Annotated in this window: 15 protein-coding genes; 7 read left to right on the plus strand and 8 right to left on the minus strand. The window is 66.5% G+C overall.

Annotated features, from left to right (window positions below; translation table 11 throughout):
* Nucleotides 1-9: 9 nt before the first annotated feature.
* Nucleotides 10-753: a flagellar hook-basal body protein gene (locus LRS12_RS00060; protein ID WP_257845393.1), complete on the minus strand. Its 744-nt coding sequence runs from the start codon at nt 751-753 to the stop codon at nt 10-12.
* A 408-nt stretch (nt 754-1,161) separates the two neighbouring features.
* Between LRS12_RS00060 and LRS12_RS00065 the strand changes: the two genes are divergently transcribed.
* From LRS12_RS00065 to LRS12_RS00085, 5 genes are all read left to right on the plus strand, one after another.
* The gene (locus LRS12_RS00065; protein ID WP_257842728.1) at nt 1,162-1,434 is read left to right on the plus strand and encodes a flagellar basal body-associated FliL family protein; all 273 of its coding nucleotides are present in this window, start codon (nt 1,162-1,164) and stop codon (nt 1,432-1,434) included.
* The gene (gene fliM, locus LRS12_RS00070) at nt 1,431-2,450 is read left to right on the plus strand and encodes a flagellar motor switch protein FliM (protein WP_257842729.1); all 1,020 of its coding nucleotides are present in this window, start codon (nt 1,431-1,433) and stop codon (nt 2,448-2,450) included. The genes LRS12_RS00065 and fliM overlap by 4 nt, the downstream gene beginning before the upstream one ends.
* The gene (locus LRS12_RS00075; protein WP_257842730.1) at nt 2,447-2,785 is read left to right on the plus strand and encodes a DUF6468 domain-containing protein; all 339 of its coding nucleotides are present in this window, start codon (nt 2,447-2,449) and stop codon (nt 2,783-2,785) included. The genes fliM and LRS12_RS00075 overlap by 4 nt, the downstream gene beginning before the upstream one ends.
* Nucleotides 2,785-3,369 carry a MotE family protein gene (locus LRS12_RS00080; RefSeq protein ID WP_257842732.1) on the plus strand — a complete coding sequence of 195 codons (585 nt, stop codon included), beginning with the start codon at nt 2,785-2,787 and terminating at the stop codon, nt 3,367-3,369. Before LRS12_RS00075 ends, LRS12_RS00080 begins: the two co-directional genes overlap by 1 nt.
* A gap of 93 nt (nt 3,370-3,462) precedes the next feature.
* On the plus strand, nt 3,463-4,113 hold the full coding sequence (locus LRS12_RS00085) for a GAF domain-containing protein (RefSeq protein ID WP_257842733.1): 651 nt from the start codon (nt 3,463-3,465) through the stop codon (nt 4,111-4,113).
* On the opposite strand, the gene LRS12_RS00090 is transcribed toward LRS12_RS00085, so the two are convergent.
* Nucleotides 4,110-4,520, minus strand: coding sequence for a hypothetical protein (locus LRS12_RS00090; RefSeq protein WP_257842734.1), 411 nt, complete (start codon nt 4,518-4,520; stop codon nt 4,110-4,112). The two genes, LRS12_RS00085 and LRS12_RS00090, sit on opposite strands and share 4 nt — an antisense overlap.
* Before the next feature lie 102 nt (nt 4,521-4,622).
* Here LRS12_RS00090 and LRS12_RS00095 point away from each other — a divergent pair, with 102 nt between their 5' ends.
* Both LRS12_RS00095 and LRS12_RS00100 read left to right on the plus strand, forming a co-directional pair.
* Entirely contained in the window at nt 4,623-4,868 is a 246-nt protein-coding gene (locus tag LRS12_RS00095) for a hypothetical protein (RefSeq protein ID WP_257842735.1), read from the plus strand.
* Nucleotides 4,865-6,610: an endoglucanase gene (locus tag LRS12_RS00100; RefSeq protein WP_257842736.1), complete on the plus strand. Its 1,746-nt coding sequence runs from the start codon at nt 4,865-4,867 to the stop codon at nt 6,608-6,610. Before LRS12_RS00095 ends, LRS12_RS00100 begins: the two co-directional genes overlap by 4 nt.
* 276 nt (nt 6,611-6,886) lie before the next feature.
* Here the strand turns inward: LRS12_RS00100 and LRS12_RS00105 are convergent, their stop codons facing one another.
* From LRS12_RS00105 to LRS12_RS00125, 6 genes are all read right to left on the minus strand, one after another.
* A complete protein-coding gene (locus tag LRS12_RS00105) occupies nt 6,887-8,821 on the minus strand; it encodes a methyl-accepting chemotaxis protein (protein ID WP_257842737.1) in 1,935 nt (644 codons plus the stop codon).
* Nucleotides 8,822-8,889: 68 nt separating this feature from the next.
* The gene (locus LRS12_RS00110; protein ID WP_257842738.1) at nt 8,890-9,375 is read right to left on the minus strand and encodes a flagellin; all 486 of its coding nucleotides are present in this window, start codon (nt 9,373-9,375) and stop codon (nt 8,890-8,892) included.
* Nucleotides 9,372-9,791 carry a hypothetical protein gene (locus LRS12_RS00115; protein WP_257842739.1) on the minus strand — a complete coding sequence of 140 codons (420 nt, stop codon included), beginning with the start codon at nt 9,789-9,791 and terminating at the stop codon, nt 9,372-9,374. The genes LRS12_RS00110 and LRS12_RS00115 overlap by 4 nt, the downstream gene beginning before the upstream one ends.
* 11 nt (nt 9,792-9,802) lie before the next feature.
* Nucleotides 9,803-10,702, minus strand: a complete 900-nt coding sequence (locus tag LRS12_RS19810; RefSeq protein WP_308222943.1) for a flagellar basal body rod C-terminal domain-containing protein — start codon at nt 10,700-10,702, stop codon at nt 9,803-9,805.
* On the minus strand, nt 10,699-11,868 hold the full coding sequence (locus LRS12_RS19815; RefSeq protein ID WP_308222944.1) for a flagellar basal body protein: 1,170 nt from the start codon (nt 11,866-11,868) through the stop codon (nt 10,699-10,701). Before LRS12_RS19815 ends, LRS12_RS19810 begins: the two co-directional genes overlap by 4 nt.
* A gap of 65 nt (nt 11,869-11,933) precedes the next feature.
* Nucleotides 11,934-13,238, minus strand: a complete 1,305-nt coding sequence (locus LRS12_RS00125; protein WP_257842740.1) for a flagellar hook protein FlgE — start codon at nt 13,236-13,238, stop codon at nt 11,934-11,936.
* Nucleotides 13,239-13,378: the final 140 nt, after the last annotated feature.

Genomic DNA, 13,378 nt, shown 5'->3' on the forward strand with positions numbered 1-13,378 from the left:
GAAATGGGGTCAGCCGAAGCGGCCAAGCTTGTCGATCGCGGTCTTGCGCATGTCGCCCAGCGCCTCCGACATCTTCATGCTCGTCTGATAGGCGCGCAGGATCTCGACCATGTTGGTGGTCTCGACGATTGCCTGGACGTTCGATCCTTCGACGCCGCCGGATTTGAGTTTGGTCTGCTCCGCGCCGAGCTCGCGCCCGCCGGTGCCGGCAAAGGTGCCGTCGCCGCGCGGGTCGACCATGCGCTCGTCGTCGAACACCGTTACCGCGACGCGCCCGACCTGCGCGTCGCCCGCGCTGACGGTGCCGTCCTTGCCGATGCTGACCTGCCCCGCCTGTTCAGGGGGAATGGCGATCGGGCGACCGCCCTCGCCGAGCAGGGTCAGCCCGCCCGCAGTCTGCAGCGTGCCGTCCTCGCCGACCTTCAGATATCCGGCGCGCGTGTAGGCGATGCCGCCCTCGGGCGTTTCCACGGCCAGATAGCCGGGCCCGTCGATCATCACGTCGAGCGAGTTGCCGGTGACGGTGAACGCGCCCGCGCTCTGGTCATGCACCGCGCCATAGTCGAGCACCATCGACGTCGTCTTGACGGGCGCGTCCGCGCCGCCCCCGGCCTGCTCCACATACTCGCGGAACACCGGTGCCTCGCGCTTGAACCCGGCCGTCGAGATATTGGCCATATTATTCGCGCTCACGTCGAGACGACGCCTTAGCGCCTGCTCGTGACTCAGCAGCACATAGGATGAGATATCCATCGCCACCGCCCCTTCAAAAAATTCGTCCAATTTTTTGCGGCTAGGCAAATGTTGCCGACCCGCCCCTCTATAATAGGAACATTCCGCCGGTCCGGTCGCGGATGGGCAAAGAGATTGGGGCACAGACAATGAGCGACGAAATCATCGTCGAGGCCACGGACGGAACGGCTCCCGCCAAGGGGAAGATGGGCAAGAAGAAGCTGCTCATCATCGCTGGCGCAGCCCTGCTCGTGCTGGGCGGCGGCGGCGGCGGAGCGGCCTGGTTCCTGCTCGGGTCCGACGACGCGGCGGCAAAAACTGCCGGGGGGCGAAGAGGCCGAGACGGACGAAGGCGCCAAGGAAGAGGGCAAGGGCGGCGAGAAGAAGGACGGCAAGTCCGGCAACTACCTCGACGTCCCCCCGCTGGTCGTGAACCTGCGCAGCGCGGACGGTGCCGCGCGGTTCCTCAAGATCCATTTCGTGCTGGTTCCCGGTCCCGCCGGTTCGGTCGACAAGCTGCAGGAAAAGCTCCCGCTCGTCATCGACGCCTATCAGCCCTTCCTGCGCGAGCTGCGCCCCGAAGACCTCAACGGGTCGGGCGCGGTCTATCGCGTGAAAGAAGAGCTGCTGATCCGCGCCACCCAGATCCTGGGGCACGATCAGGTGAAGGACGTCCTCATCCAGGACTTGGTTCAGCAATGAGCGACGATTTCGAAGATTTCGATCTGCCCGAGCCGCCGCGGCTCGATCCGGGCGCGGACGCACTGCTTGACCAGGCGGGGATCGACGCGCTGTTCGGCCAGGTGGGCGGGTTCAGCCAGCCCAAGGAGGGGCTGCGCGCGGTCATCGAATCCAACGTCATCAGCCGCGAGCGGCTGCCGATGCTGGAGGTGGTGTTCGACCGCATGGTCCGGATCTTCGCGACGTCGATGCGCAACCTCACCTCAGACGCGATCGACGTCAGCCTTGAGGAAGTGACCTCGATCCGCTTCGGCGACTATCTCAACCACATCATGCTCCCCGCGATGATCGGCGTGTTCCGCGTCGAAGAGTGGGAAAATTACGGCCTGGTCTCGGTCGACTCGAGCCTGATCTATGCCGTGGTCGACGCGCTGCTCGGCGGGCGTCGCGGCGGGGGCGATCAGGTGATGATCGACGGGCGTGGCTTTACCACGATCGAGACCGACCTTGTCTCGCGCATGCTGGGCCATGTGCTCAACGACCTGTCGATCTCGATGGCGCCGATCACCCCGACCACGATCGAGCTGGAGCGTGTCGAGAGCAGCCCGCGCTTCGTCGCGATCGCCGGCACCACCAACGTCTGCGCCGTCGCGACCTTCCGCGTCAGCATGGACGAGCGCGGCGGATGTTTCAGCATCCTGCTGCCCTATGCGACGATCGAGCCCGTTCGCCACCTGCTCAACCAGCGGTTCATGGGCGAAAAGCTGGGCCGTGACACGATCTGGGAAGTCCATATGGCGTCGGAGGTCCGCAAGGTCGACGTGACGCTCGACGTGGTACTGGGCGAGCGCGACATGCCGCTGGGCGCGGTGCGCGACTTCAAGGTCGGGCAGACGATCCCGCTGTTCGCCGACCCCGACCAGCCGCTCGACATGCAATGCAGCGGCGTGACCATCGGTCGCGCCCAGATCGGCCAGCGGTCGAACAAGATCGCGGTGCGGCTGGTGTCCGACATCGCCAAGGAGAAGCGCGCATGACCTATTCGCTGATCGCGAACGTGCTGACGATGCTGTTCTGCACGGTGACCATCATCCAGAGCATTCGCATGATGCGCGCGCTCAACGCGCTCAAGAAGAACGATCTGGGACAGGTCGTCTCGACGCTGGACCAGGCGACGGTGCAGGCGCGGCTGGTGCTGTCCGAACTGAAGGGCACGCTTACGCAATATGCTCGCGGCACGCATGACGCGGCGCGCGCCAAGGCGGTGGCGGACGAGCTGAAAATGATGATCGAGATCGCGGACTCGACCGCCGAACGGCTGGTCGATGTCGCCGCCGCCGCGCGGCGAGCCGAGCTGGTGGATCGTTACTGATGCGCGTCCCCTTCCTGCTTCTCACCGCCGCCGCCGCCACGCTTGGCGCGGTGGCAAACGGCGTTGATGCAGCGGTCACGGTCGGTGAGTCCGCCGTCCCCAAGACCCGGCTGGGCAGCCAGATCGAAGGCGAACTGAACGACGCCCAGCGCAAGGAGGCAGAACGCCGCCGCGCGCTGGACCTGCGCGAACAGGCGCTGAAGGCGGCGCGGCTGCGGCTGAAGCGCCAGCAGGCAGAGGCGGAAGCCAAGGCTGCAGCGGAAGGCAAACCGGCAGCGGGCGCGCCCGCCCCGGGTGCGCCAGCTGGCCAGCCACCCGCCGAGGAAAAGCGCTACAGCGACCTCGCCCGCATCTTCCAGTCGATGAAGCCGGCCAAGGCCGCGCCGGTGTTCGAGAAGCTGAGCCCCGACGTCCAGTTCCAGGTGGCGCAGCGGATGCGCGACCGCAACGCCGCGCTGATGATGCAGGCGATGTCGCCCGAAGCCGCCGCCGCGCTGGGAATGGCGCTGGCCAGAGGCGGATCGCAACAGGCAAAAGGTGCCGCAGCGGCCCCGGCCCGGGGCACGCGACCCGCCGCAAGATGATATCGGGACAGCCTACTGTAGTTCTACAATACTGACAGACCCGCTCCGCGAAGACCAATCTGCAACAAGCGGGGTTCTTGAGCGGAGAATGCAGTGACGGTCCCCGACGCGGACGACGTCCCCTTGTCGAGCGAAGATGCGCTGCGCCGCGCTGCGCTGTTCGCATCGGGATTGCTCGCGCTGCGGGAATCACCGCAATTTGCGGAACTGCTGGAAGAACTGACCGAAGCGCTGGACGCGCCGATTGGTGGCGTCAGCCTGATCGACCGTGGCTATTGCTGGCTTCCGGTTCTTCGCGGCATCGAACTCGACGCCGTCCCGCTTGCGGACTCGCTATGTGTCGAGGTGGTCGAAACGCTGGTCCCGATGGCCGAGCCCGACCTGCCCGCCAATCCACAATTCGCGCACAATCGCTTCGTTGCCGGACCGCTCGCGCTTCGTGCTTATGCCGCCGTTCCCCTCTGTGGGGTGCAGGGCGCGAAGCTCGGCACATTGTTCGTCGCGGATCGCCGCGTGCGACGTGACTTTGCCGATCATGCGATCCCGCGCCTTGAGCGCACGGCGTTGCGGATCCTGGATGAGGCGGCTGCACCGCACCATATGCGCCGCGTCGGTCGCACGACCGTCGAAGGACTGGAGGCGCTGATCCGACGCGCTACCCGGGACGGCGACGACGGGCTGGTTACCGCGATCGACCGATTGATGCGCGATATATTGCCGCTGACCGGTGTCCGGGAGAGTTAGGGAGCGCTTGGGGCCGTACTGGTCCGTACTTCCAGGATAAGGACGTTTCCGGCATGGGGGTCGGCGGCGTGAGCAGCTGTGTTCAATGCCTGGGCCAGCGCCTCGGCGTCGACTGCGACACGGGGTGACGCGCGCAGCTGCGCAAAATCCAGCAATGCCGACAACATCGCCGCGCGTAGTGCCGGTTGGGCGCTGCCGAGTTGGGCCGGATCGGCGCCCTCGGCTGGCGTGATCGCGAGGTCGAGTTCGAGATTCCCGTCCAGGCGTCCGGCGTCGATGATCGGCACCCGGAACTTGCCCAGTGGAACCACCGAGGAATCACCACTGCCCCCGCCAGCGGCCCTTGCAGGCGCAGCCACGGCCAGCAGGGCGGCGGCGGCGGTGAGTCGGGCAGCGGATCGGCGCATGGGATCTCCGTCAAAGGCAGGTGGCGCGGACCGCACATGGCCTCGCCCTCCTATAATAGAGGCAAAACCCCGTGTTGGGACTTGCCCCCCGTTGGGAATTGAATGAGCTACGATCAAAAACCAGCGCGGGTGCGCGTCGTCGCCGGTAACCCAGCGGATCGCGGCCGCAGTCCGGCGGGAGGACCGCTCAACGGCGGCTTTGCCGCTGGTCCCGCGCCGCGTCGCCCTGGTCGCGCGCGCACGGCAGGGGCGAACCAAGGGATCGGGCGGACAATGATCGCCATCCTCTTTCTTTCCGCCGCGCTGATCGGCGGCGCGGTGCAGGCATGGCTGCTGCTGCGCCCATGACCCGTTCCGCGCGTCTGCTCGCCACGCTTCTGCTCGCCGGAACCGCCAGTGCCGCGGTGGCGGCCGGCGATGGCCGGACAAGCGCACCCGCCGCGCCGACCGGCGCGGTCGCCAAACCGCCACCCTTCGCCGCACAGCTCGCCGAGATGCCGCGTGCTGCGCCGGGCGCACATCCCGCAGTCGATGTCCCGCTCGCCTGGTCGATCATCGCGCGCAGCACGGCCAAGACGCGGCAGGCCGCGCGCTGGAAACTGGCCACGGCACTGCTTTCGGAGCGGCGCGGCGCGGAAGCGCTCGGCGTCCTGGAAACGATGCAGCGCGACGATAATGCGCTCGACATGGTCCCTGCCTGGCGTCTCGCGATCGGCAAGGCGAACGTCATGGCCGCGCGCGGCAACGCTGCGCTGACCTGGTTCAACGCGCCCGAACTGATGGCCGATCCTGAAGCCTGTGCCTGGCGAATCCGCGCCGGTGCGGCGATCGACGGTGCGGCGGGCAGCGCACTGCTGAAATGTGCGGTGCCGGGTATTCTGGCGCATCGCGGGGCGGAGCGCGCAGCGTTCCTGCTCGACACAGCGACCGGCCTGAACCGGGCGGGGCACCATGGCCGCGCGTTGAAATTTCTGGCTGCGCTTCCCGACCAGCATTCCGCCGCCAACTTGCAGCGCGGGATCGCGTTGATCGCGACTGGGCAGCAGGATGCGGGCAAGCTGCGGCTTGAACGGGTGATGTTGTCGGGAACCGCCGCCGAGCGGGCCGCCGCCGAACTGACGCTGATCCGCGACGGGTTTGAGCGCGGAGCTCTGAAGCCCGCTGCGGCAGCCAAGCGGCTGGACACGCTTACCTTTCGCTGGCGCGGTGGCGAGGTCGAGCGCACGGCGCTTGAGCTGAAATGGCAGATTGCCGAGCGCGCGCATGACCCGGTGATGGCGCTGGTCGCATCGGCCACCTTGTTCCGTCATTTCGACCTCGGCGCACAGACCGGTCCGACGCTGACGCGGATTCAGGCCGGACTGCTGGCGCTGGTCAACGACGCCAAGCGCCCGATCGCGCAATCGGCCGGGCTGTTCTGGGAGTATCGCGACCTGTCACCGACGGGAGCGCCGGGCGACCTGCTGGTCAGCAACCTTGCCGACCGGCTGTCCGCCGCCGGGCTCCACGTCCGAGCCGCCGAATTGCTGCAGCACCAGATGCAGAACCGCGCGATCGACATCGCCAAGGGGCCGCTGTCGGTGCGCATCGCCCGACTGCTGCTGCTTGCCGACAAGCCCGATCAGGTGCTGGCAATCCTGCGCCGCAGCGACGGGCCGGATTATCCCGCACCGATCGCACAGGATCGGCGGCGCATGCAGGTCATCGCGACCTGGCGCATGGGCCGACGCGAAGATGCGCTGGCGATGCTCGACCATGTCGACGGAGCTGCGGACCTTCGCGCCGAAATGCTGTGGCAGGCGCGCGACTGGAAGCGGTTCGTCGAGGCCAATCGCGATGTCATTGCCCCGGCACGAAAGGGCGCGGTGCTGCGTCAGGCGGTTGCGCTGGTGATGCTGGGCGACGAGCCGGGCCTCGCCGCGTTGCGCCAGCGATACCTCCCCGCGTTGAAGGGGACAAAGGCCGGCGAGGCGCTGGGGGCGCTTGCCTCGCCGAACGGCGCGGCCAACCCCGCCGCACTTGATGCAGCGATGGCCGGCGTGTCCGAGACCACCGCCGACGGCGACCTGCTGCTGCTCGCGCGCGGGTAAGCTTCCTGTAATTCCGCCCTGCCCCACAGGGAGGTATCAGCCTAGCTGAGGGTAAGGGCGGCCGCGGCAAGCGGCGGAATTTTAGCGAGTCGCTCACGGCCGTCTGCGCGGCCGCCCCTCCACCACTCGCTGCGCGAGCGGTCCCCCTCCCCTGCTGCGCAGGGGAGGAATTCCATCACCACACAAAGAAAAGCGGCGGCGCCCACAGGGCACCGCCGCGAGGTCAAACCGTCCGGGAGGAAGCGACCGGTCGGCTCGGGGATCAGCGTTCGCGGATCAGAATTCATCCCAGTCGTCGTTGCGGCGCACCAGCGACGCGACCGCAGCGGCCGGGAGTGGCTTGATCGGCGACTGATAGACGCGCTCGCTGGGCTGGGGCACAGCCTTGACCTCGATCTTCGGTGCGGGCGCGGCGGCCTTTACCGGGGCCTTGGAGACCGGCTTTGCGACGCGGACCGGCGCGGCTGGCGCAGCACCGCCGACGGTGCGGAAGCTGTCGGCACGTTCGCCGAGCACGCGGACTTCGGAGTTCAGGCTGCGCGCGGCGGCCGAGGTCTGTTCGACCATCGCCGCGTTCTGCTGCGTCGATTCATCCATGGTGCCGATTGCCGACGCGATCTGCTGGACCGCCGCGGCCTGGGCCTGGTTGTCCTGCGCCATCGCGCTCAGGAGCTCATGCACCGCCGACACGTCGGACGAGATGCCGACAAGCGCGCCATCGACGCGCTCGACCGCACCGACCGCGAGTTCGACATCGTTCTGGGTGGTGGTCAGCTGTTCGCGGGCGCGCTTGGCCTCTTCTTCCGAGCGCATCGCGAGCTGACCGACCAAGTCGGCGACGACCGCAAAGCCACGGCCCGCCTCACCGGCGCGGCCGGCCTCGACCGCCGCGTTCATCGCCAGGACGCGGGTCTGGAAGGCAATCTTGTCGAGCCCTTCGATCACGCTGTCGATGCCCTTGGCGCTGTCGGCGACGCGGCCCATCGCGGCAACCGCTTCCTCGGCGGTGCCACGACCGGTGCCGACGGTGACCATCGCCTGATCGGCGCGACCCACGGTCTGGGTCGCGGATTCGGCACCATTGCGCAGACGATCGTTGATCTGGGCGACAGCGGCCGAGGTTTCCTCGAGCGAAGCGGCAGCGCTTTCGGTGCGGCGCGCCAGGTCTTCTGAAGCCGCCTCGATCTCGCCCGAACCGGCACCGATCGAACGGACGCTTTCCTTGACCGACTGGATCAGCGTGCTGAGCGAGGACAGCGCGCCATTAAAATTGTCCTTGAGCGCGACATAGGCACCGCTGAACTGCGCGTCGATCGGACGGGTCAAGTCGCCCTGCGCCAGCGATTCAAGATGCGAGGAGACGGTATCGATCACCATCTTCTGCTCTGCATCTGCGGCGGCCTTCGCGGCGGTCAGGCGCTCCTGCTCCTGCGCGGCGTCGCGGAAGACGAGCACGGCCTTGGCCATGCCGCCCACTTCGTCGATGCGATCGGTGCCGGCAACATCGACCTTATTGTTGCCGCCCGCGAGGGCGCGCATCGTGCCTTCAAGGCCGAGCAGCGGCGCGATGATCGTCTTGCGCGCGACCAAGATGCCGATGCCGACAGCGAACACCACGCCGAGCACGCCGATCACCAGCATGGTGGTGATGGTGGTGGCGGTGGTCGCGGAGAGATTCTCGGTCTCGGCAGTCGCAGCTTCGGCGCGAGCGATCGTCACTTTGCGCAGTTCAGCGCGGACCTCGTTCGCCTTGGCATCAGCGGGCACCATCGCCGCGCGCGCCTCGTCATTGCGGTTGGCCAGGCCGAACTTGAACGACTCACCGACAAGGGCGTGGAGCTCATCCAGCTTCTGAATCGCCGGCTCGATCGCCCCCTTGGTGTCGGGCTCTGCCTTGACGATATCCTCAAGGCGCTTGCGCGCCGTCACGTGCGCCTCTTTCTCGCGCTCCACCGCCGCGCGTGCCTCAGCACTATGCGCCGGGTAGGCGGTCAGCTGATAACCCGAATAGACCATATCGATCACGCCCTGGTTGGTGCGCGCGAGTTCGGTGTTGTTGGGCAGCACGGTACCGGCGAGGTGCGAATAGTCCTTGTCGACCTTGCTCAGCGAAACGGTGCCGTTGATGGCAATCGCGAGCGTCACGGCGCCGAGCATCAGCATCAGCGCGGCGATCTTGTAGGCGATCTTGAGGTTGGTGAAGGCGTTCATGCGAGTAGCACTTTCTATTTTTTCTGAGTGCGGGTCAGTGAAAGGCGAAGGGGCGCGCATGCGCCGCCTCACCGCAGATAGTTGAGCAGGCTGAGCTCATTGAGCTGGGTGAAGACCGAGTAGCTGGCCTCCAACGTCGTCTTATGCATCGCCAGGTCCATCGCGACCTGGGCGAGATCGGCGTCTTCGTTACGGCTGATGATATCCTTAAGCACCAGCGCGCGCTCGTTGGAGCGATCCACCAGCGTCTCCGCCTGGGCGAGGCGGCGGCCATTCTCCGCATTCACGGTACGGATACCGGTGACGGCGTCGTCAAGCTGGTCCTTGATACTCGTCAGCGCGGTCTTCTGCGCGTCGGTCAAGCGGTCGCCATATGGACCGGCCTCAACCAGCTGGCGGTAGATGTCGGTCATTGCGAGCCCGATCTCGCTCGCGGTGATCCCGTAATTGAGGTCGAGCCCGTCGCCAACACGCGCACGCGCAATCGCGTCGCCATCGTCGAAATGGTCCGCCGCAGCGGTCCCGGAGAGTTGGTCGATCGTCGTCGCGGTCACCGGCGAGGTGGCGATCCCGCCGCCAAAGAGTGGCAGCCCCCCTCGGTCGTGTTGAGCATCGCGCGAAACTGGTCGAACGCTGCCGAAATTGCCTCGCCCAGACCTGCGGATTCGCCGGTGCCTACCGCAGTGGCGAGCCGCGTGCCGAGGTCCATCGATCCGTTCTCGATCGCGGTGATCGAGGTTTCGTACAGCGTCAGCGTGGTGCCGAGCCGGGTCGCGGTTTCGGCATGCGCCTCCTGCTTGGCGAGCAAGGTATGCGCAGAAAGGGTGCGAACGGCCTCGCTGCCCAGGGCGGCGAGGTCGGGTGCCTTCTTGCCAGTCGACAGCTGCGCCTGGGTGACCGCGAGCTTTTGCTGCGCGCGCTGAATCGAGATCGCAGTGGTCTGCTGCAGGGGAATAGTGGCGACGCGCATCTATACGATCCTCATCTCACGGTCCCGAGCAGGGCCTGGTACATTTCGTCCGCGACGCGCACGACGCGCGCGGCGGCGGAATAGCTGTTCTGCAGGACGATCATCAGCGAGAGTTCCTCGTCGATGTTGACGCCCGAATAGGAGTCGCGACGATTGATCGCGTCCTGGCTGCGCGCCGAAGCGTCCTCGTACCGCGTCTGCGCATTGGCCGCGTTGGTGCCCGTCTCGCCCAAGATCAGCGAAGCGTAGCGCTCCAGCGAGACATTTCCCTCCTTGCCGAGGTCGTTCACCTTGCCGAAGCTGTCGACATAGAATTGCGCGGCGCGTGTATCGGTCGGTAGCAGTCCCCGCTCGCCCACGACCGCGCTAGTGTCGAAGAGAGCGAGGGGAAGGCGCCCAGGGCTGTTGCGCAGCTCTGGCTTGATCTCACCATGCGCCAGCCCGTTCGCGCCACCCGTCAGACCCGACAGCGCAGTAAAGGTGATGCCGGTGCCGTGGCGGCTGGTGGAATCGGCGGGGATCGAGATCGTCGTTCCACTGACCCCAGCCGCCTGGTCGAAGCGGAAGCGGCCTGCGGAATCAATCGAGAAGGTGCCGAAGCTGCCGATCTCGCTGGCGTTGAGCTGGGTGACGAGGTCGCCCATCGTTCCGCCAGCCGCCGCAGTCATCGTGGTCCGCGCGATCACTCGACCCGATGAATCGCGCAACATGATGTCGGAGGTGCTGCCGGCGTCGAAGCCGTGCTGATCGCCGCTTGAAAATCCGGCGGGACTGAGCAGCGCCCCCTCGGTCTGGACGATGTCATTGAGACCGAAATACTGACTGAAGCCAACGCCGCCGCGGTTGCTGGGCGCAGCCGGATCGTCTGCGACCACAACGCCGCGTCCGGTGGCACCCGCAGTGATTGTCATGCGACCGTCGGCGAAGCTCGCCGTGCCTGTCCCTCCAAGCCCCGCATTGATCGCCGCAAGCGCATCATCAACAGTAGCCCCCGGCCCCATCGCATCAAAGTCGATGCGCGTGCGCGCGAGGATCGTACCACTTGAGTCGGTAATGGCGAAAATCGTGGCGCCGGTGAAACCGAGCCGGTCGGTGGTCGCAAGCGCGGTTGTCGACCCGTCCAGTCGCGACGGCGCGGGAACCGCACTCGCCGCGTTCGATGCGCCGTTGAGCGCGCGGGCGAGGCCGCCGAACAAGGTTCCAAGCTGGTCGCGAAAGCCCGGCAGCGCGCGGTCGCGCAGGTCGAGCAGGCCGCCAAGCTTTGCGCCCACCGCCGAGGATCGATGCGGTCACCGGTCGCTGCACCCGGCTCGCCCGCGTCGGTCGCAAAGCGGATGTCGATGCCGGGATATTCAGCAAGCGCAGCACCCGACCCGGATTTGGAGGTCGGATAGGACAGCAACCGCATCCGCGTGTCGAGCAACGGCGCACCGCCCGCGGTCTCGATCATCAACCGGCCATTGGGCTGTTCGCGCACGGTGATCGCGATCAGGCTGCTGAGTTCCTGCACCGCGTTGTTGCGCTGATCGGCGGTGCCCGCCGCGCTGCGGCCGAGGCCGTCAAGCCGCGAGACCGCGTCATTGAGCGAATGGACCTGCTTGAGCAGCGCATTGATCCGCTCGACGGTCAGACCGATCTCGGCATCGGCATCGGCGGCAAGCGTCGCGATATCGGTGTCGAGCCGCTGGATTGTGCCGATCGCGTCGGTCGCGCGGGCGACGAAGTCCGATGCATTCTGCTCGACCCCCAGCGCGCCCGACATCGCGATCGCCGCGCTGGTGATCGCGTCGAGCCGGGTGGGCAGCGACGATTCACCACTTGGCGAACCGAGCAGCGCCTGCATCCGATCGAGATAATTGGCCTGGACTTCGGACATGCCAAGGTCTTGCGCGCGGCGGTAGACTGCAGCTTCCAGGAACTTGTCGGCGATGCGGGTCGGTTCGCCGACCAGCACGCCGCTGACTCCGCCATTGTGAACGGCGGCGGACTGGTTCGCGCGTTCCCGAGCATAACCGGGGGTGCCGACGTTCGCGATGTTCGTCGACACGGTCTTGAGCCCGGCCTGCGCCGCGCTCATGCCCGATACGGCAGCCCCCCAGAATCTCGGTAATCGACACGTCAGTCCCCCCGCCCGGTCAGTTATCAGCGCTTGAGGTTGCTGACTTCCGCCAGCATGTCGTCCACCGTGGTGATGATCTTCGACGCGGCGCTGTAGGCGCGCTGGAAGCGGATCATGTTACTGAACTCCTGCGCCAGATCGACGGTGGAGGCTTCCAGCGTGCTCGACCGGATCGTGCCTGCGCCAAGCGCGCCCGCAACGTCGATCGATGCGTTGCCCGACTTGTCCGACAGCAGATAGGCGTTGCCCGAAATGCGCGTCAGGCCATCCGGGTTGGGGAAGGTCGCAACCGGAAGCTGGAACACCGGGCGCGTCACGCCATTGTCGAACACAGCGCTGAGCAGTCCCGCCTCCGACACCTGGATTGACGCGATGTTGCCTAACACGCCGCCGTCGGTGGTAGCGGCGATCATCGCCGATTCCGACCCGAACTGGCTGAGACCGCTGATCGTGCCATTCTCGCCCAGACCCAGACGGATCGGCACCGAACCGGCCGCGTTGCTCCAGGTCACGTCGACCGGATCAAACAAGTCCGAAGTATAAACCGCGTCGTCGCGGATCAGGCTGCCGTCAGGGTTGAAGCGCAGTTCGCCGCTGGCCAGCACGCCGTTCGGGGTGGTGACGTCGGTGGCCGGCTCGGCATACAGCTCGCCCTGCCAGGTGTTCGGGCCGGTGCGGACATAGGCCATTGTCACGCGGTGCGACGTGCCCTGCGCATCGAAAATATCGAACGAGCGGCTGAAGCTCGGGGTGACGACGCCGGTCGCCATGTCGCCCGAGTTGTAGACGCCGGTGAACGCAGTCGCGGTCGACTGAAGATTGGCGCGGACGTCGATCTTGGTCGTCGGCGCGGCCGCACCGGTCAGATCGCTGACGCGGACCGGTGTCAGCGCCTGGACGTTGCCGGTGTTGGTGAACTCGCCGAAGCTGTCGAGACGCCAGCCCTGAAGATACATCCCCGACGCATTGCGCAGAAAGCCAAATTCGTCGGGTCGGAAGGAGCCCGCACGGGTGAAGGCGACGTCGTCCCCGTCCAGCGATTGGCGCACTACGAAAAAGCCGCCGCCCTCGATGCCGAGGTCGGTGGTGTTGCTCGAGGCCTGAAGCAGGCCCTGCTTCGAGATCAGCGCCTGAGGCGCGGCCATCACACCGCCTGCGGTATAGGTCGACTTGGCGCGACCGTCGCTGACCAGGGTGCGGAACTGGATGTCGTTCCCCTTGTAGCCAATGGTGTTGATGTTACTGATGTTGTCGGCGACGACGGCCATAGCAGTCGCTTCGGCGCCGAGACCTGCAACACCGGCATAAAGTGCGGAATAAAGGCTCAAGGACTGTCTCCGGTTCGCGCCCAATGGGGCAATTCATGGCCATCATAGGAGAGCGCCCGACCCGCCGGTCTGCACGGCTGCGCAAAATTTGCTGGGCGGCAATTTTTTCCGGGTGCGGGACCGCGCACGTCGCCGCCTTC

The organism is Sphingomonas sp. J344, from assembly GCF_024700005.1.
Classification (GTDB): Bacteria; Pseudomonadota; Alphaproteobacteria; order Sphingomonadales; family Sphingomonadaceae; genus Sphingomonas.